The sequence below is a fragment of the Cellulosimicrobium sp. RS genome, from assembly GCF_046159675.1.
In the GTDB taxonomy this organism is placed as follows: Bacteria; Actinomycetota; Actinomycetes; order Actinomycetales; family Cellulomonadaceae; genus Cellulosimicrobium; species Cellulosimicrobium funkei.
In genome coordinates, this window is the sequence record NZ_JBJXVU010000007.1 from 108,589 (window position 1) to 125,534 (window position 16,946).

The window sequence follows — 16,946 nt, forward strand, 5'->3', positions numbered from 1 at the left end:
TCGCACGGCGGGGCCCGCCGGGCGGCACGGCTGCAGCACGGACGCCCGATGCCGCGACCACGAGGCGGCTCGTCCGTTCTGCGCTGTTGGTACCTTTCCGCCATGACGTCACGCGCAGGTTCGGAGCACGGGCCGGGCCGAGGGCGGCGGGGTGCCGCGCTCGTCGTGGGAGGTGCCGCGCTCGCCGCCGCCGTGCCCACCGTGCTGCTGGGCCGGGCGGCCAGCGAGTACCTGTGGGAGCTGTGGTGGCTGGACGCCGGGTCGAGCGGGCTGCTCGACGGGGTGCCCGACCGGCCGGTCGTCGTCCGCGCGCTGGTCGGTGCCGCCCTGTTGCTCGTCGTCGCGCTCTCCGCCGTCGGCCTGGCCGTCCGCACCCGGGCTCGCGGCGGGCTGACGGCCGCGTTCGCGGCTCGGTGCGCCCTCCTCGGCGTGGCGATCCCGGTCGCGGTGCTCACCGTGGCGCTCGTGCTCCAGTCGATGCTGTCAGGTCCGGAGCGACCCCCGTTCGTCCCGTTCTCCTAGCGGTCCTGCTCGCGGTCCTCCGCGGGGACGCGCAGTGCCCGGACGGCCAACGCCAGGCTGGCGACCAGGCACACGAGGCCGGCGACGGCCAGGAGGGCGGCGGCCACCAGGTGCTCCCGGTTGGACTCGATCGCCGCCGCGCTCCACGGCTCGGCCCGGCTCTCCGCCTGGTTGACGTAGTCCCAGACCGAGCCGAGGTGGTAGTTCCCCTCCCAGGTGGTGAGCCACCAGGCGAGGAGCGGCAGCACGACGCCGGCGGCCAGGAGCCGGGCGGCGCGGACCAGGCGACGCTCTCGGCCGATCGGGTCCACGGTCCTCCTCCGGGCCGGAGCGCCGCGCCGCGCCGCGCCGTCACGCCGCGCGTGCGTCCGCGGCCCGGCGGGTCCAGCGCATCACGACGTACAGCACCGCGCCGACGGCGAGCAGGATACCCGCGCGCAGCCACGTCACGGCGTCCTGCTGCGTCAGGAGCAGGACGCACGACGCCACGCCCAGCACCGGCACGACCGTCGCGACGCGGAAGTGCGGCGCGTCGACGGGGTCGCGGCGCAGCACGAGGACCGCGACGTTCGTCGAGGCGAACACGAGCAGCAGGAGCAGCACGACGGTCTCGGCGAGGCCCGCGACGTCGCCCGTGAACACGAGCCCCATCGCGACGACCGTCGTCACGACGATCGCGACCCACGGCGTGCGGCGGCGGGGGAGCACGCGCCCGAGCGTGGCCGGGAGCAGGCCCTGCTCGGCCATGCCGTACGCGAGCCGGCTCGCCATGATCATCGTGAGCAGCGCCCCGTTCGCGACGGCGATCAGCGCGACGAGGGAGAACACCCAGGCGGGCACCGACCCCTCCGCGTCGACGACCTCGAGCAGCGGCCCGGTCGAGCCCGCGAGCGTCTCCGGGTCGACGACCGCGACCGCGGCGACGCCCACCGCGACGTACACGACGCCCGCCGTGACGAGCGCGCCGAACAGCGCGCGCGGGTAGGTCCGGCGCACGTCGCGCACCTCCTCGGCGAGGTTCGCCGACGTCTCGAACCCGACGAACGAGTAGTACGCGAGGATGGCGGCCGCGAGGACGGCGAGCGCCGGCGTCGTGCCCTCCGCGAACTGCGTGACGCGGCCCGGCGACCCTTCGCCGCGCCCCAGCACGACGGCGGCGAGCACGACGACGAGCACGAGCCCGGACAGCTCGATCGCGGTCATCGCGACGTTCGCGCGCAGCGACTCCTTGATGCCGCGCGCGTTGAGCGCCGCCACGACGGCGAGGAACAGCACGGCCACGAGGCGGTCGGGGGCGTCGACGAACGTCGCGAAGTAGTCGCCGGCGAAGGCCAGGGAGAGGCCCGCGGCGCTCGTCACGCCCGCGGCGAGCATGGAGAACCCGACGAGGAACGACACGAGCGGGCTGCGGAACGCGCGGTCCGCGAACACGGCCGCGCCGCCGGCCTGCGGGTACTTGGTCACGAGCTCGGCGTACGACCCGGCGGTCAGCAGGGCGAGGCCGAGGGCGACGAGGAGCGGCAGCCAGACGGCGCCGCCCACCTCGCCGGCCATCTCGCCGACGAGCGCGTAGACGCCCGCGCCGAGCACGTCGCCGAGGATGAAGAGGTACAGGAGCCGTCCCCCGACCGAGCGGGACAGCTTCGTGTCCGGGTCGGTGGCCTGCTGCTGGGGTGCGGTCGGTGCGCTCATCGCGTCACCGTGCCACGACCCCGGATCGCTCGCGCCCGGTGCCGGACCGTGCGCCCGCCACGTGCGCCCGTCTCGTGCGCCCGGACGAACCCGCACGGGAACGGCGTGCGAGCCGCCGTGCGAGCCGACAGGAGGCGTGTGAGCGTGGGAGCCCCGGGTCCAGCCACGAGCCCGTCCGCACGAGCGCGACCGGCGGGACGGAGATCGTCCCCGCGTGCCTGCGTCGCGCTCCGTCGCGAGGAGACGAGCATGAGCGACACCCCGGAGACCTCGAGCGCTGCCCGCACCGTGCGCCGCGCCGTCGTGCTGGGCGGTGCCGGGTTCGTGGGCAGCCACGTGTGCGAGGCGCTGGTGGGACAGGGCGTCGAGGTCGTGTGCGTCGACGACCTGTCGACCGGGCGGGTCCGCAACCTCGACGCGCTGCGTGACGAGCCGCGGTTCCGCTTCGTCGAGGGAGACGTCAGTGCCGGGATCGACGTGCCCGACCCGGAACGGGTCGACCTCGTGCTGCACCTCGCGTCGCCCGCCTCGCCCGTGGACTACCTCCGGCTCCCGCTCGAGACCCTGCTCGTAGGGTCGGCGGGGACCCGCCACGGCCTCGAGCTGGCCGAGCGCGCGGGGGCGCGGTTCGTGCTCGCCTCGACGTCCGAGGTGTACGGCGACCCGGAGGTGCACCCGCAGCGCGAGGACTACTGGGGCCACGTGAACCCCGTCGGGCCGCGCAGCGTCTACGACGAGTCCAAGCGGTTCGCGGAGGCGACCACCGCCGCGTACCGCCGCAGCCGCGGCGTGGACACGGGGATCGTGCGGATCTTCAACACGTACGGGCCCCGGATGCGCGGGCACGACGGCCGTATGGTCCCGACGTTCGTGCGGCAGGCGCTCGCGGGCGAGCCGCTGACCGTCGCGGGCGACGGGTCGCAGACCCGGTCGGTGTGCTTCGTGGACGACCTCGTCGAGGGCATCCTCGCGTTCGCGCGCACCGACCACCCGGGCCCGGTGAACCTCGGCGACCCGACGGAGCTCACGGTGGAGCGCGTCGCGCGGGACGTGCTCGCGGCGACGGGGAGCGACGCCGGGATCGTGCACGTCGACCTGCCCGAGGACGACCCGCGCCGCCGTCGGCCGGACACGAGCCTCGCCGAGCGCACGCTCGGCTGGCGCGCCCGCACGCCGTGGGCCGAGGGCCTCGCCCGGACGGTCGAGTGGTTCCGCGCCGACGGCGGCGGCGAGACGCCCGTCGCGGTCGGCGCGGCGCGCGGCGGCGCCGCCGGCGAGGCCGGTGAGCCGGCATGAGGGTCTCCGTGCACGGCTGCGGCTACCTCGGGGCGGTCCACGCGGCGGCCCTCGCGCGCCTGGGGCACGAGGTCGTCGGCATCGACGTCGACCCGGCCCGCGTCGCGGCGCTCGCCGAGGGCCGCGCCCCGTTCTTCGAGCCGGGTCTCGCCGCGCTCCTCGCCGACCCGGGCGGCGCGGGGTCGCTCACGTTCTCGACCGACGTCGCGCACGCGGGCGTCGCCGACGTGCACTTCCTGTGCGTCGGCACGCCGCAGTCGGCGGGCAGCGGCGTCGCGGACCTGCAGCAGCTCGAGGCCGCGCTCGCGGCGCTGCGCCCCCACCTGCGCCCGGGGTCGGTGGTGGTCGGCAAGTCGACCGTCCCCGTCGGCACGGCGGCCCGGCTCGCGACGGACCTGCCCGACGGCGTCCGGCTCGCCTGGAACCCCGAGTTCCTGCGCGAGGGGCACGCGGTCGCGGACACGCTGCACCCGGACCGGCTCGTCTACGGCGTGCCCGACGACGGCGACGCGCTCGTCGAGCGCCTCGACGCCGTCTACGCGCGGCTGCTCGACGACGGCGTGCCCCGCCTCGTGACCGACCTCGCGACGGCGGAGCTCGCGAAGGTGGCCGCCAACGCGTTCCTCGCGACGAAGATCTCGTTCGCCAACGCGGTCGCGGAGGTGTGCGAGGCCGCGGGCGGCGACGCGGTCGCGCTCGTCGGCACCATGGCGCTCGACCGCCGGATCGGCGGCGAGTACCTGGGCGTGGGCCTGGGGTTCGGCGGCGGGTGCCTGCCCAAGGACATCCGCGCGTTCGCGGCCCGGGCGCGCGAGCTCGGCGTCGGCCCGGCGGTGTCGTTCCTCGACGAGGTCGACGCCATCAACGACCGCTGCCGGGAGCGCGCCGTCGTGCTGGCGCGCACCGCGTGCGGCGGCTCGCTCGCTGGGCGACGCGTGGCGGTGCTCGGCGCCGCGTTCAAGCCGGACAGCGACGACGTGCGCAGCTCGCCCGCCCTCGCGCTGGCCCGGGCGCTCGCCGCCGAGGGGGCCGAGGTCGTCGTCACCGACCCGCAGGCGCTCGCGCTCGCGCAGGCGGCCGCCCCCGAGCTCGGGTACGCCACGGACGCGCGCGAGGCGGCGACCGGCGCCGACGTCGTGGTCCTCGCGACGGAGTGGGACGAGTACCGCGACCTCGACCCCGGTGCTCTGGCCGACGTGGTGAGGTCGCCGCGCCTCGTGGACGCGCGCAACGCCGTCGACGGCGCGCGGTGGCGTGCCGCCGGGTGGGACGTGCGCTCGCTCGGCGTCGCCGCGCCGCGCGCGGCACGACCTCAGTCGAGCAGCCCCACGGCGTAGCCCACGAAGAACAGGGCCGTCACGACGGCGACCACGCCGACGACCCCGATCCAGACCCACGGCACGGCCCGGTGCGGGCCGTGCTCCTCGTGGCCCTGCGGCGCGCTCACCTGGTCCTCAGCGGGCGGGGTCTCGCCGGGCTGCACGTCGCCGCTCGCCGAGAAGTCGGCCGCGGACGAGCGGTGCGAGGCGTCCAGCGGGTCGGGGTCGGGGGAGGCGGGTCCGGTCATGGTGCGGTCCTTCCGTCGGTGCGGTGGTGCTCGGTCGCTGCGGGTGCGGTCGTCAGGGGCGGCGCGTCACGGGCGGCGCCAGTCGTCCGAGGCGAGGTGCGAGCCGGCCATCGGCCCCATGCGGAGCATGCCGCCGTCGACCGGCCAGGACGCCCCGGTGACGTACGTCGCGGCCGGGCCGCACAGGAACGCGACGACGGCAGCGACCTCGCGCGCGTCCCCGGGCCGCCCGAGCGGGACGCCCGGGCGCGCCGTCGGGCGCGGGTCCTCGTCCTCCTGGCCGGTCATCGCCGTCGCGATCTCGCCGGGAGCGACGGCGTTCACCGTGATGCCGTGCTCCGCGAGCTCGAGCGCGGCGACCTGGGTCAGCAGCCCGAGCCCGCCCTTCGCCGCGCAGTACGGGGCGGCCCCGACGCGCGGCGCGTGCTCGTGCACGCTGGTCACGTTGACCACGCGGCCCCCGCGCCCGCCCGCGACCATGTGCCGCGCGGCGGCCTGGGTGAGCACGAACGGGCCGTCGAGGTCGGTCGTCAGCACCTCGCGCCACGTCCCGAGGTCGAGGTCGAGGAACGGCGTCGCGGTGCCCGTCCCGGCGACGTTGACGAGCGCGTCGACCCGCCCGAGCTCGGCCGCCAGCGCGTCCACGGCGGGGGCCAGCGCGTCGAGGTCGGTGACGTCGACGCGGCGCGTCACGGCCGTCGCGCCGCGCTCGCGGACCTGGCGCGCGGTCTCCTGCGCCTCCTCCTCGTCGGCGTACCAGCACAGGCCGAGGTCGAAGCCGTCGGCCGCCAGCGCGACGGCGGTGGCGCGTCCGATGCCGGACTCCGAGCCCGTGACGAGGGCGACGGGGCGCTCGTGCGCCCCCTCGCCCGCGGGGGCCGCGGACCGGGCGGTGCGGGGGTCGAGATCGGGAGAGGTCATGACTCGACCCTCCGGACGTCGTCGCCCGCACGCATCTCGGCAGGGTCCTGCGGCCCCGTGAGGAGCGACCGCGCGGCCGCGACGACCTCGGCGACGGTGATGCGGCCGAGCGCCGGGTCGAGGTCGGCGGCGTGCGGGTCGCCGCGGTAGCCGCGCGCGGCGTCGTCGGGCGCGTGCGCCGGCCCTTGCTCCGTGTCGCCGTGCCAGAGCACCGCGTGCCGCTCCGGGTCCACGGCGGGGCCCCACGTGGCGGGCGGCGTCGGGCCGAACAGCACCACCGACGGGGTGCCGTACGCGGTCGCCAGGTGGGCCACGCCCGTGTCCCCGCAGACGACGAGCCGGGCCGTCGCGACGACGTCGGCGAGCGCGGGCAGGTCGAGCGTCCCGGCCGTGTCGGTCACGCTGCCGGTCCCGTCCGGCGCCCCCGCGGGGCCGCCGAGGGCGGCGTCCGCGTCGGCCACGACGCGCGCGCACAGATCGCTCTCGTCGGGGCCGCCCGTGACGACGACGTCGTGACCGGCGGCCGCGAGGTCGCGCGCGACCGCGGCGAAGCGGTCCACGGGCCAGCGGCGCGCGCCGGACGCCGCGCCGGGGTGCACGACGACGTGGCGCCCGCGCGACCCCGGCGGGTCGAGCCGCAGGTCCTCGCGCGAGCACGCGCCGCCCGCCGCGGTGACGAGCCGGCACCAGCGGTCGACCTCGTGCTCGTCCGGGTCCCAGCCCGGCCCGTCGACCCCCGCGTCGCCCGACGCGAACGCGACGACCCGCTCCGGGGCGGTGTCGAGCAGCACCCGGTGGCTCTCGGGGCCGCTGCCGTGCAGGTTCACCGCCACGTGCCCGACGGCGTCCGCACCGGTGAGCGTCCGCGCCTCCTGCGCCCAGACGAGCGGCTCGAGGCCGCGGGTCGGCACGACGCCGTCGACCAGGCCGAGGTCGCGCAGCCAGCCGCCGACCTCCGCGGGCGCGGCGAGGAGCACGCGCCGGCCGGGCCACGCGCGCCGCACGCCCCGCAGCGCGGGCACGGCCGTCAGCGCGTCCCCGAGCCCGAGCGCGCGCAGCACGAGGACGGTCCCCTCGTCCTGCCCCGCGAGCCCCGGCAGGTCGGGCGCCAGCTCCGTCGCGCCCGCCGTCACGGCCACGACGTCTCGCCGGACGCCATGACGAGCATCTCGCGGATCTCGCAGCCCACCGGCTGGCGCAGCGCCGTCACGACGGCGGCCGCGGTCGCGCGCGGGTCGTTGAGGTCGGCGTCCGGCCCGGGCTTGTACTGCTCGGTGCGGCCGTCGAAGAACGGGGTGCGCATCCCGCCGGGCACGAGGCACGTGACGCCGACGCGGCCCGCGAGCTCCGCGGCGAGCGCCTGGGAGAACCCGCGCACCGCGAACTTCGACGCGCAGTAGGCGGTCGCGTCCGAGACCCCCTTGAGGCCGAGCGTGGACGCCACCGTGACGACCGTGCCGCGGCGCTCCTCGAGGAACGGCAGCGCGGCGCGCACGACGGCGACCGTGCCGAACAGGTTGACGCGCACGACGCGCTCCCACGTCTCGACGTCGATCTCGTCGAGGCGCCCGCACGCGTCGGTGCCGGCGGCCGTGACGACGGCGTCGGGCGGCCCGACCTCGAGCGCGAGCCGCTCGACCGCGGCGGCCGCGGCGGCGGAGTCGGACAGGTCGACGACCGCGTGCGGCACGCCGTCGGCGGGCGCGACCCGGTCCAGGACGACCGGCTTGCCGCCCGCCGCCGTCACCGCCTCGACGAGCGCGGCCCCCAGGCCGCTCGCGCCCCCGGTGACGTAGACGGTGCCGAGCTCGCGGGGCACGGGGACGTCGGTCCGCTGGGCGGACGTGGTGGTGGTCATGCGGTGGTCTCCTCCGTCAGGGTGGGGACCCCGGGCGCGAACCGCCCGGAGCGTTCGAGGATCGAGGTCGTGGAGCGGCCGTCGACGTAGGGCAGGACGACGACCCGGCCGCCGTGGCGCCGGACCGTCTCCGCCTCGGGGAGCGTCTCCTCCGTGTAGTCGCCGCCCTTCGCCCAGACGTCGGGGCGCAGGCGGTCGAGCGCGGCCCGCGGGTCGTCCTCGTCGAACACGACGACGGCGGCCACGCAGTCGAGCGCGGCGAGGACCCGGGCGCGGTCGGCCTGCCCGACGACGGGGCGCTGCGGCCCCTTGAGCCGCCGCACCGACGCGTCGCCGTTGAGCAGGACGACGAGGTGGTCGCCCAGGCGCGCGGCCGCCTCGAGCGTCGCGACGTGCCCGGCGTGCAGGATGTCGAAGCAGCCGCCCGTGGCGACGACGGTGCCGCCCGCGGCACGCAGCCGGGCGGCCACGGCCTCGGGCCCGTCGGGGTCCGACGGCGGGACGTCCTGCGTCGCGCCGGAGGGGGTCGGCGCGCCGGACGCGCGGTCCGGCGTGTGCTCCCGTGCCGCGCCCGGCGTGCGGTCGGCGGGGGAGTCGGCCCGGCGCCGGTAGCCCTCCGCGCCGCCCGCCGCGACCCAGGCCGAGGCCGAGGCGACGGCGGCGACGACCGCCGGGACGAGGCCCTCGCCCCGGGCGAGCGCGACCGCGACCGTCGAGGCGAAGCGGTCGCCCGCGCCGCACGGGTCGCCGTGCGCCACGGTCGCGGGCACGTACGCCGGCTCGCCGTCCGCGCGCGCGACGAACGCCCCGCGGTCGCCCGCCGTGACGCACACCGCCCCCACGTCCCACGCGGCCGCGAGCGACCGCGCGAGGCCCCCGGGGTCGTCGGGCGTCGCGTCCACGCCGAGCGCCTCCGCGGCGTCGAGCGCCTCCGCGAGGTTGGGCGTGACGAGCGCCGTCCCGGGGACCGGGGCGCCGCCGCGCGGGTGCGGGTCCCACACGAGCGTCCCGGTGCGGGCCGCGTGCGCGAGCGCGTCGCGGACCGGCCCGGCGTGGGTCGTCCCCGCGCCGTAGTCGGACACGAGCACGACGTCGGCGCCCGCGAGCGCCGCCCGCGCCGCGCGCTCCGACAGGTTGCCAGGGCGGGCGGGGCCGCCGTCGTCGACGCGCACGACGGTCTGGCCGCCGGAGCGCACGCGGGTCTTGCGCCGCGTCGTGCCGACCTGCGGCAGCGCGACGACGTCGAGGTGCGGGCGCAGCAGGGCCCGCAGCTCGGTGCCCGCGTCGTCGTCGCCTAACGGCGCGACGAGGCGCACGCTCGCGCCGTCGGCCGCGAGGAGCGCGGTGAGCCCCGCGCCGCCCGGGCTGCGCCGGACGCCGAGCGTGTCGACGACGGGCACGGGACCGTCGGGGGAGAAGCGGGTCACCTGGCCGTCGACGTCGCGGTCGAGGAGCACGTCCCCGACGACGACGACCTGCGGTCCGGTCGCCGCGGAGGCCGGTACGGGTGCCGGGGCCGGTCGGTCGTCGGCCGACCCGGCGCCCGGGAGGTCTGCCGCGGCGCGCGCCTCGCGGTGGCGCACGTGCGCGTCGAGCGCGGCGCACAGCGCGTGCACGACGACGAGGTGCAGCTCCTGGACGGACGAGGTCGACGCGCCGCGCAGGGCGAGCACGTCGTCGCACGCGGCGGCGAGCGCGCAGTCCCGCGGGCCCGTGAGCGCCCACGTCGTGAGGCCGAGCTCGCGCGCCCGGCGGGCCGCGGCGACGACGTTCTCGCTCTCGCCGGAGGTCGACAGGAGCACGAGCACGTCGCCGGGGCGACCGTGCGCCGCGACCTGGCGCGCGTACATCTCGGCGATGCCGTAGTCGTTGACGATCGCCGTGAGGCTCGACGTCTCCGCGTGCAGGCTGATCGCGGACAGCGGGGTGCGCTCGCCGTCGAAGCGGCCCACGAGCTCGGCGGTGAGGTGCTGCGCTTCGGCGGCGCTGCCCCCGTTGCCCGCGACGAGCAGCCGCCCGCCCGCGAGCACGGTGTCGGCGAGCCGCGCGCCCCACGCGTCGATCCGGCCCGCCTCGGCGGTGAGCAGGTCGAGGCCGTCGTGCAGGTCGTCGGCGTGCGTGCGCAGCCAGCGGCGCGCGGCGTCGTGCGGGCCGTCGCCGGACCCGGCACCGGGCGTGTCGCCGGAGGGCGTCCGGGGCGCGGTCACGGTGCGCTCACCGCCCGCAGCGCGGTGCGCCCGGCCGCCACCGGCCGGGCTCGGCCGCGCTCGGCCCGGCGGGCCGTGGTGACGCGCTCGTACGACTCGGCGGTGCGCTCGGCGACCGTGACCCAGCCGTACAGGTGCTCGGCGCGCAGCCGCGCGGCCGAGCCGAGGCGTTCCGCGAACGCCGGGTCGTCGGCGAGCCGGCGCAGCGCGGCGGCGAGCGCCCCGGGGTCGCGCGGCGGGACGAGCAGGCCCGTGCGCCCGTCGACGACCGAGTCGAGCAGCCCGCCCACGGCGGCGCCCACGACGGGGCGCCCGCACGCGGCGGCCTCGAGCGGGACGATCCCGAAGGGCTCGTACCAGGGGTCGCACACGACGGCGTCGGCGGCGTGCATGAGGTCGCGCACGTCGTCCTGCGTCACGCTGCCCACGAACCGCACGCGGTCCGCGACGCCGGAGGCCACCGCGACGGCGCGCAGCCGCAGGACCTCCGGGTCGTCGTCGAGCGTGCCCGGCGCGGGGCCGCCCGCGACGACGAGCTCCGCGCCCGGCAGCGCGGCGAGCGCCTCGATGACGGTGTCGACGCCCTTGCGCTCGACGAGCCGGCCCACCGAGAGCAGGCGCAGGCGGCCGGGCTCGCGGTGCAGGTGCTCGGTGCGGTCCGGGTCGGGCAGGAAGCGGCCGAGGTCCACGCCGCACGGCACGACGTCGATGCGGTCGGGGTCGGCGCCGAGCGCGACGAGCTCGGCGACCTCGTCGGCGCACGTCGCGACGATCCGGTCGACCGCGCGGCACAGCAGGCGCTCGCGGGGCACGCGCTCGGCGGGGCTCGTGTCGTGCGCGCCCTGGTGGCGGCGCTTGACGGAGCCGAGCGCGTGGAAGGTCTGCACGAGCGGGACCCCGAGCGGGGGCGCGGACAGCAGGCCCGCGATCCCGGACATCCAGAAGTGGGCGTGGACGACGTCGGGCCGGGGCCCGGGCTCGATCCACCGCCGCAGGAGGTCGGCGCCGAACGCGTCCATGTGGGGCAGGAGGTCGTCCTTGGGCACGGGCACGGGCGGACCGGCGTCCACGTGCACGACCTCGACGCCGCGCGCGAGCGGGACGCGCTCCGGGAGGGACGCGTCGTCGCGGCGCGTGAACACCTCCACGAGGTGGCCCTGCGCGCCGAGCCGCGTGGCGAGCGACGCGACGTGCACGTTCTGCCCGCCGGCGTCGACGCCGCCCAGGGCGGCGAGGGGGCTGGCGTGCTCCGAGATCATCGCGATCTTCATGAGGTCACCTCCGTCAGGACCGTGTCCCAGCGCCGCAGGAACGCGGCGTGGGAGTAGTGCTCGAGCACGTGGGCGCGGGCCGCCCGGCCGTGCTCGCGGGCGTTGTCGGGGTCGGCGAGCCAGCGCCGCGCGGTCGCGGCGAGCTCGTCGGGACGGGTGCTGAGGAGCCCCGCGGCCGGGGGCACCGCGACGGGCGCCTCGGTGGTCGGCAGCGCGAGGACGGGCATCCCGAGCGCCATCGCCTCGAGCAGGGAGAGCCCGAGGCTCGTCCAGCGGTACGGGTGCAGGTAGGCGCGCGACGTCGCGAGCCGCGCGTGCATCGCGGCTTGGGGGACGTCGTCGTGCAGGCCGTGCGGGAGGTCGTGCGGGAGGTCGTGCGGGAGGTCGTGCGGCGCGGCGCCAGGCGCCGCGAGGTGCTCGGCGAGCTTGCCGACGCCCATGCCGTAGACGTCGAGCGGCACGTGCCGCCCCAGCGCGACGAGCACGTCGGTCCCGGCGACGCGCCAGCGCCGCACGGGCTCGTTGACGACGGCGCCGACGCTCGCCCGCTCCCCGGTGTACAGCGGGCCGGGGTCGGGGATGCCGTGGTCGACGACGAGCGTGCGCGCGTCGCCGGTGTCCCACATGAGCGCGTTGAACGCCGTGACGTGCACGATCGGCACGAGGCCTTCCTCGACGACGTCGAGGTCGGCGAGCGGGTGCCGGGTCGCGGCCGCGTGGCCGGTCGGGGCGTTGTGCTCGACGTAGACGGCGGGCACGTCGCGGCCGGGCACGAGCCCGGTCCAGCGCCGCAGCAACTCGACCTCCTCGGGGCGCTGGAGCACCACGACGTCGATCGCGCGGTCCGCCGCGAGGTCGGCGAGCTCGTCCGGCGCGACCTCGCGCGCCCCGGGCGGCCAGTCCCAGGTGCGCGCGCGGCCGCGGCCGTCGGGCCCGCGGTCGGGGACGACCGGGACCAGGTACTCGTGGCCGCCGGCGACGAACGACGTCGCCCACGACCCGTGCACGTGCCACACGAGGATCCTCATCGGGTCACCCCCACGGTCCGGAGCGGTGTCGCGCGGGGCGCGGGCGTCCCCACGACGTGCGGGACGACGAGCCGGTCGACGGCCGCGACGACGTCGTCCGGGTCGACGCCGAGGCACGGGTGGCCGGGCACCGGGCACACCCGGGCGCGCGTGCCGCGGCACGCGGCCTCCTGGTCGCCGAGCAGGACGGTCGGCACGCCCCACGGCGCCCAGCGCTCCGCGGGGACCACGGGGGCGAAGAGCGACACGACGGGCGTGCCCACCGCGGCGGCCAGGTGCGCGGGCCCCGTGTTGCCGACGACGACGCACCGGGCGCCGGCGAGCACCGCGGCCAGGCCCGCGAGGTCCGTGCGCCCCGACAGATCCCGCGCGCGCCCGGCGGCGACGTGCGCCGCGAGGTCCGTCTCGCCGGGGCCGCCCGTGACGACCACCTCCTGGCCCGCGCGCACCAGCGCCGCGACGAGGTCGCGCGCGTGGTCGGGCGCCGGGGCCCGGGCGGGGACGGACGCGCCGGGGTGCACGACGACGTAGGGCCCCGCGGGCAGGAGCGACGACACGTCGGGCAGCGGCCCGCGCACGCGCAGCCGGTCGCCGTCGGGCGGCGCGCCGAACCCCGCGGCGCGCGCAAGGTCGAGCGCGGCCTCGACCTCGTGCAGGCCGTCCGCGCGGGCGTGCCGCACGTCGAGGAGCGAGCCCGGGTAGTCCTCGCTCACCGCGGCGACGCGCCCGACGCCCGCGACCTTGAGCAGCATCGCCGCGGGCAGCGGGCTCTGGTGGAACGAGGTGAAGACGACCGCGGCGGCGTAGCGCCTCTCGGCGAGGGTCGCGACGAGGTCGAGCACGCTCGCGCGGTCGACGGGCGGGGGCCGGTAGCCGGACCACGGGGCGTCGAAGACGAGCACGTCGCGCACGTCCGGGAGCAGCCCTGCCGCCGCGCGCCCGGCGGGGGCCGCCAGGACGTCCACGCGGCCGCCGTCGCGCGCGGCCGCGTGCGCCATCGCCCGGACCGCGGGACCCGTGAGCAGGACGTCGCCGTCGCTGTCGAGGCGCACGGCGAGCACGTCGGCGCTCATGCCGCACGCTCCTCGCCCGGCGCCGCCGCAGGCGTGCCGGGAACCGACGCGCCGGGGGAGGGCGCGGCGTCGCGCTCCCGGGGCGGGCCGGGCAGGCGGTCGTCGAGCGCGCGGACCGCCGCGGCGAGGTCCGGCACGACGCGCGGGGCGGCGGCGACCTCCTCGGCGCGCGTGACGGGCGTCGGCACGAGGACCGGGGTCGCGCCCGCGGCGAGCGCGGCGCCCACGTCGGCGCCGATGTCGCCCACGACGGCGCACCGCCACGGCTCGACGCCGAGGTCGGCCGCCGCGGCGAGCACGAGGCCGGGACCGGGCTTGCGGCACGCGCACGCGTCGTCCGGCGCGTGCGGGCACACCTGCCACGTGTCGAACGGGCCGAGCAGCTCCTCGACGCGTGCGTTCACGGCGTCGACCTGTGCACGGGTGAGGAGCCCGCGCCCGACGCCGGACTGGTTGGACACCACGCCGAGCCGGACCCCGCGGGCGCGCAGGTCGTCGAGCACGGCGCGGGCGCCCTCGACGGGACGCACCGCCGCCGGGTCGCCGTTGTACGGGACGTCGTGCACGAGCGTGCCGTCGCGGTCGAGGAGCACGGCCGCGAGCGGCGGCGGCCACGGCTCGAGCCCGCGCCGGGCGGCGAGCGTGCCCGCGACGCGGTGCCGTACCGCGGCGAACGGGATGGCGGCGCTCGTCCACGCCATGCGCCGCAGCTCGGGCCCGAACGCGTCGTCGCCCGGCCGCGGCCCCGGCGCGAGGCGGCGCCCGAGGAACTGCGCGGTGACGGCCGCCCACCCGAGCACGCCGAGCGCCGCGACGCGCGGGCGCCGCGCGACCAGCCCGCCGACGCCGACCGCGGCGGCCGCGACGGTCGCGACGTGCCACGCCAGACGGCCGCGGCCCGTCTCGGCCCGCTCGCGCCACCCCGGCCCGTGCAGGGCGCGGAACGTCGCGTCGTCGCGGGTCCCGGCCTGCACGCGCAGGCTCACCGCGTCGTCCGCGGGGCGCACGGGGTGCGTCGTCGTGCGCGTGCCGCGCACGAGCTCCCAGCCCGCCTCGCGCACGCGCAGCGCGAGGTCGGCGTCCTCGCGGTAGGCGCGGGGGAAGCGCTCGTCGAACCCGCCGACCTGCTCGAGCGCGGCGCGCCGGTACGCCATGTCGGCGGTCGCCCAGGCCGCGCGCTCGAGCCCGGCGGTCCCGCGCTCCCAGTCGGTCGGACGGCGGTGCGCGGGCAGCGGCACGTGCAGGCGGCCCTGCACGCCGCCGGTGCGAGGCGTCGCCGCCGCGAGGTCGTGCGCGAGGTGGCGCGCCCACCCGGCGGGGAGCTCGACGTCGTCGTCGAGGAGCACGACCCACGGCGCGGTCGTCGAGCGCCACCCGGCGTTGCGCGCGGCGGCCGGCCCTCGGCCCCCGGTGCGCACGACGCGCGCGCCGAGCGCACGGCCGGCGTCCCCGAGGTCGAGCGGGTCGGGCACCGGGTCGGTCGTGCCGGGTCGCGGCAGCCGGCGGTCGTCCGCGACGACGACCTCGGCCGGCCCCGGGGAGTCCGGGCCGTCGGCCTGGGCGACGAGGGTCTCCAGGAGCCGGTCGAGCGACGGGCGGCCGATGGAGGGCACGACGACGGCGTACGGCACCGGGGGAGCGGGACGGCCCGCGGGCGCGCTCACGCCGTCGCCCCGGACGGAGCGGCGAACACGTCGGGTCGGCGCACGAGGTGCGGGCCGAGCACGAGCGCGTCCACCGGGGCCGACCCGAAGAGCTCGAGCGCGTCGCGCGGGTCGTCGACCATGGGGCGTCCCGCGGTGTTGAGGCTCGTGTTGACGACGACCGGCAGCCCGGTCAGCTCCTTGAACGCCCGGATCGTCGCCTGCAGGCGCGGGGTCGAGTCGTCGACGGTCTGGATGCGCGCGGTCCCGTCCACGTGCACGACGGCGGCGATCCGGTCGCGCCACGCGGGCGCCACCTCGTGCACGAAGAGCATGTACGGGCTCGGGACCGGCCCGCCGGAGAAGATCTCCGCGGCGTCCTCGAGCAGGACCATCGGCGCGACGGGCCGGAACTGCTCGCGGCCCTTGACGTCGTTGAGCCGCTCCAGGTTCTCCACCGGCCCGGGATGGGCGAGCAGGGAGCGGTGCCCCAGCGCGCGCGGTCCGAGCTCGGCGCGGCCGTCGAACCACGCCACGACGCCGTTGTCGGCGAGGATGCGTCCGACCTCGGCGGGCAGGTCGTCGGGCGTCGTGAACGGCACCTGCGCGGTGCGCAGCCACCGCGCGAGCGCCTCGTCGCCCCACGCCCGGCCGAGCGCCGCCGAGCCCATCGGCTCGACGGTGTCGCCCGCCTCCGCGGCGAGCTGGAGGGCGGCGCCCAGCGCCGTGCCCGAGTCGCCCGCCGCGGGCTGGACCCACACCTCCTCGAACGGCGACTCGCGCCAGACCCGCGAGTTCGCGACGCAGTTCAGCGCCGTGCCGCCCGCCATGGTCAGCGCGCGGTCGCCCGTCTGCCCGTGGAGCCACGTGGCGAGGTCGACGAGCACCTCCTCGAGCCGCGCCTGCACCGACGCCGCGAGGTCGGCGTGCTCGGCCCGGCCGCCGTGCGCGGTGCCCCACGTGCCGTCGTCCGTGCGGCGCGGCGCCCAGCGCTCCCAGTCGGGCACCTCGGCGACGAAGCCGCCGTCGCCCGTCGCGTAGAGCACCTCGCGCAGGTCGTCGAGGAAGCGCGGCTCGCCGTACGACGCGAGCGCCATGACCTTGTACTCGTCGCTCGACCGCAGGAAGCCCAGGTGCTCGGTGAGCGACTCGTAGACCAGCCCCAGCGAGTGCGGCAGCTCCTGGCTCGCGAGCACCTCGAGGCGGCCGTGGTCGTACCGGCCCGCGAGGTGCGACGAGCGCTCCCCGCGGCCGTCGAGCGACAGGACGCTCGCGACCGGGAACGGCGACGCCAGCGCGGCCGACGCCGCGTGCGCCACCTCGTGCGGCACGAACCGCACCGTCGAGGGGGACAGGCCCGGCAGGGCGGTGGCGAGGAACTGCGGCGCGCGCTCGGCGTACTGCACGCGCAGCCAGTCCCACGGGTCCGGCAGGCCCATCTCCTCGGCGGGCTTGGCCAGCGCCGGGTCGAACGAGTACGCGACGGCGTCCAGGTCCTGGGGGCGCAGCCCGCCCTCCTCGAGGCACCAGGCCATCGCCTTCTCGGGCAGCTCCCACGCCGCGAACGGCAGCGGTCGCTTGCCGTGCTTGCGCCGCGAGAAGCGCTCCTCCTCCGCGGCGGCGACCACCCGGCCGTCGACGACGAGGGCGGCGGACGGGTCGTGGAACAGGGCGTTGACTCCGAGGACGCGCATGGGCTGCGAGCCTTCCTCGTTCGGGTCAGGCTCGTGGTGCGCCTCGAGAAACCGGGGGCACTCCACCTGACGCGTGCGGGTCGGCTCTGCTGCAACCCGACTTCACCCTGACCCGGAGAAGCGGTTCTCGCACGCCGACGTCGCACCTATGGGTAGTTCTCTTCGTGTGATTCC

At 78.0% G+C, this 16,946-nt stretch carries 15 protein-coding genes; 3 read left to right on the plus strand and 12 right to left on the minus strand.

Annotated elements, in window-relative coordinates:
* Positions 1-102 precede the first annotated feature (102 nt).
* On the plus strand, positions 103-522 hold the full coding sequence (locus ACI769_RS12230; protein ID WP_137280613.1) for a hypothetical protein: 420 nt from the start codon (positions 103-105) through the stop codon (positions 520-522).
* Here ACI769_RS12230 and ACI769_RS12235 read toward each other — a convergent pair.
* Positions 519-833: a hypothetical protein gene (locus ACI769_RS12235; protein WP_043653999.1), complete on the minus strand. Its 315-nt coding sequence runs from the start codon at positions 831-833 to the stop codon at positions 519-521. The two genes, ACI769_RS12230 and ACI769_RS12235, sit on opposite strands and share 4 nt — an antisense overlap.
* A 40-nt stretch (positions 834-873) precedes the next feature.
* Positions 874-2,214 (minus strand): APC family permease, encoded by a 1,341-nt coding sequence (locus ACI769_RS12240; RefSeq protein ID WP_194522792.1) that lies wholly within the window; start codon positions 2,212-2,214, stop codon positions 874-876.
* A 249-nt stretch (positions 2,215-2,463) separates the two neighbouring features.
* Here ACI769_RS12240 and ACI769_RS12245 point away from each other — a divergent pair, with 249 nt between their 5' ends.
* Positions 2,464-3,510 (plus strand): NAD-dependent epimerase/dehydratase family protein, encoded by a 1,047-nt coding sequence (locus tag ACI769_RS12245; protein ID WP_354805244.1) that lies wholly within the window; start codon positions 2,464-2,466, stop codon positions 3,508-3,510.
* A complete protein-coding gene (locus ACI769_RS12250) occupies positions 3,507-4,847 on the plus strand; it encodes a UDP-glucose/GDP-mannose dehydrogenase family protein (RefSeq protein ID WP_051028075.1) in 1,341 nt (446 codons plus the stop codon). Before ACI769_RS12245 ends, ACI769_RS12250 begins: the two co-directional genes overlap by 4 nt.
* Here the strand turns inward: ACI769_RS12250 and ACI769_RS12255 are convergent.
* The 10 genes from ACI769_RS12255 to ACI769_RS12300 form a co-directional block, all read right to left on the minus strand.
* Entirely contained in the window at positions 4,823-5,077 is a 255-nt protein-coding gene (locus tag ACI769_RS12255) for a DUF6480 family protein (RefSeq protein WP_043654002.1), read from the minus strand. The genes ACI769_RS12250 and ACI769_RS12255 overlap by 25 nt on opposite strands.
* A gap of 66 nt (positions 5,078-5,143) precedes the next feature.
* Positions 5,144-5,998 (minus strand): SDR family oxidoreductase, encoded by an 855-nt coding sequence (locus ACI769_RS12260; RefSeq protein ID WP_081599942.1) that lies wholly within the window; start codon positions 5,996-5,998, stop codon positions 5,144-5,146.
* A complete protein-coding gene (locus tag ACI769_RS12265) occupies positions 5,995-7,137 on the minus strand; it encodes a glycosyltransferase family 9 protein (RefSeq protein WP_409141649.1) in 1,143 nt (380 codons plus the stop codon). The genes ACI769_RS12260 and ACI769_RS12265 overlap by 4 nt, the downstream gene beginning before the upstream one ends.
* Positions 7,128-7,856 (minus strand): SDR family oxidoreductase, encoded by a 729-nt coding sequence (locus ACI769_RS12270; protein WP_051028762.1) that lies wholly within the window; start codon positions 7,854-7,856, stop codon positions 7,128-7,130. The genes ACI769_RS12265 and ACI769_RS12270 overlap by 10 nt, the downstream gene beginning before the upstream one ends.
* The gene (locus ACI769_RS12275) at positions 7,853-10,063 is read right to left on the minus strand and encodes a PfkB family carbohydrate kinase (protein WP_409141650.1); all 2,211 of its coding nucleotides are present in this window, start codon (positions 10,061-10,063) and stop codon (positions 7,853-7,855) included. The genes ACI769_RS12270 and ACI769_RS12275 overlap by 4 nt, the downstream gene beginning before the upstream one ends.
* On the minus strand, positions 10,060-11,334 hold the full coding sequence (locus ACI769_RS12280; protein ID WP_409141651.1) for a glycosyltransferase: 1,275 nt from the start codon (positions 11,332-11,334) through the stop codon (positions 10,060-10,062). Before ACI769_RS12280 ends, ACI769_RS12275 begins: the two co-directional genes overlap by 4 nt.
* Positions 11,331-12,362, minus strand: a complete 1,032-nt coding sequence (locus ACI769_RS12285; protein WP_409141652.1) for a glycosyltransferase — start codon at positions 12,360-12,362, stop codon at positions 11,331-11,333. Before ACI769_RS12285 ends, ACI769_RS12280 begins: the two co-directional genes overlap by 4 nt.
* Complete coding sequence (locus ACI769_RS12290; protein ID WP_409141653.1) at positions 12,359-13,435, minus strand: glycosyltransferase family 9 protein; 1,077 nt, start codon at positions 13,433-13,435, stop codon at positions 12,359-12,361. Before ACI769_RS12290 ends, ACI769_RS12285 begins: the two co-directional genes overlap by 4 nt.
* Entirely contained in the window at positions 13,432-15,099 is a 1,668-nt protein-coding gene (locus ACI769_RS12295; protein WP_409141654.1) for an HAD-IIIA family hydrolase, read from the minus strand. Before ACI769_RS12295 ends, ACI769_RS12290 begins: the two co-directional genes overlap by 4 nt.
* Positions 15,096-16,772, minus strand: coding sequence for a carbamoyltransferase (locus tag ACI769_RS12300; protein ID WP_409141655.1), 1,677 nt, complete (start codon positions 16,770-16,772; stop codon positions 15,096-15,098). The genes ACI769_RS12295 and ACI769_RS12300 overlap by 4 nt, the downstream gene beginning before the upstream one ends.
* Between the last annotated feature and the right edge of the window lie 174 nt (positions 16,773-16,946).

Excerpts from the sequence above, each read along its gene's own strand:
- ACI769_RS12300 (WP_409141655.1), bottom strand. The coding sequence starts at position 16,772 with ATGCGCGTCCTCGGAGTCAACGCCCTGTTCCACGACCCGTCCGCCGCC.
- ACI769_RS12280 (WP_409141651.1), bottom strand. The coding sequence starts at position 11,334 with ATGAAGATCGCGATGATCTCGGAGCACGCCAGCCCCCTCGCCGCCCTG.
- ACI769_RS12270 (WP_051028762.1), bottom strand. The coding sequence starts at position 7,856 with ATGACCACCACCACGTCCGCCCAGCGGACCGACGTCCCCGTGCCCCGC.
- ACI769_RS12290 (WP_409141653.1), bottom strand. The coding sequence starts at position 13,435 with ATGAGCGCCGACGTGCTCGCCGTGCGCCTCGACAGCGACGGCGACGTC.
- ACI769_RS12240 (WP_194522792.1), bottom strand. The coding sequence starts at position 2,214 with ATGAGCGCACCGACCGCACCCCAGCAGCAGGCCACCGACCCGGACACG.
- ACI769_RS12285 (WP_409141652.1), bottom strand. The coding sequence starts at position 12,362 with ATGAGGATCCTCGTGTGGCACGTGCACGGGTCGTGGGCGACGTCGTTC.
- ACI769_RS12230 (WP_137280613.1), top strand. The coding sequence starts at position 103 with ATGACGTCACGCGCAGGTTCGGAGCACGGGCCGGGCCGAGGGCGGCGG.
- ACI769_RS12245 (WP_354805244.1), top strand. The coding sequence starts at position 2,464 with ATGAGCGACACCCCGGAGACCTCGAGCGCTGCCCGCACCGTGCGCCGC.
- ACI769_RS12260 (WP_081599942.1), bottom strand. The coding sequence starts at position 5,998 with ATGACCTCTCCCGATCTCGACCCCCGCACCGCCCGGTCCGCGGCCCCC.
- ACI769_RS12255 (WP_043654002.1), bottom strand. The coding sequence starts at position 5,077 with ATGACCGGACCCGCCTCCCCCGACCCCGACCCGCTGGACGCCTCGCAC.
- ACI769_RS12250 (WP_051028075.1), top strand. The coding sequence starts at position 3,507 with ATGAGGGTCTCCGTGCACGGCTGCGGCTACCTCGGGGCGGTCCACGCG.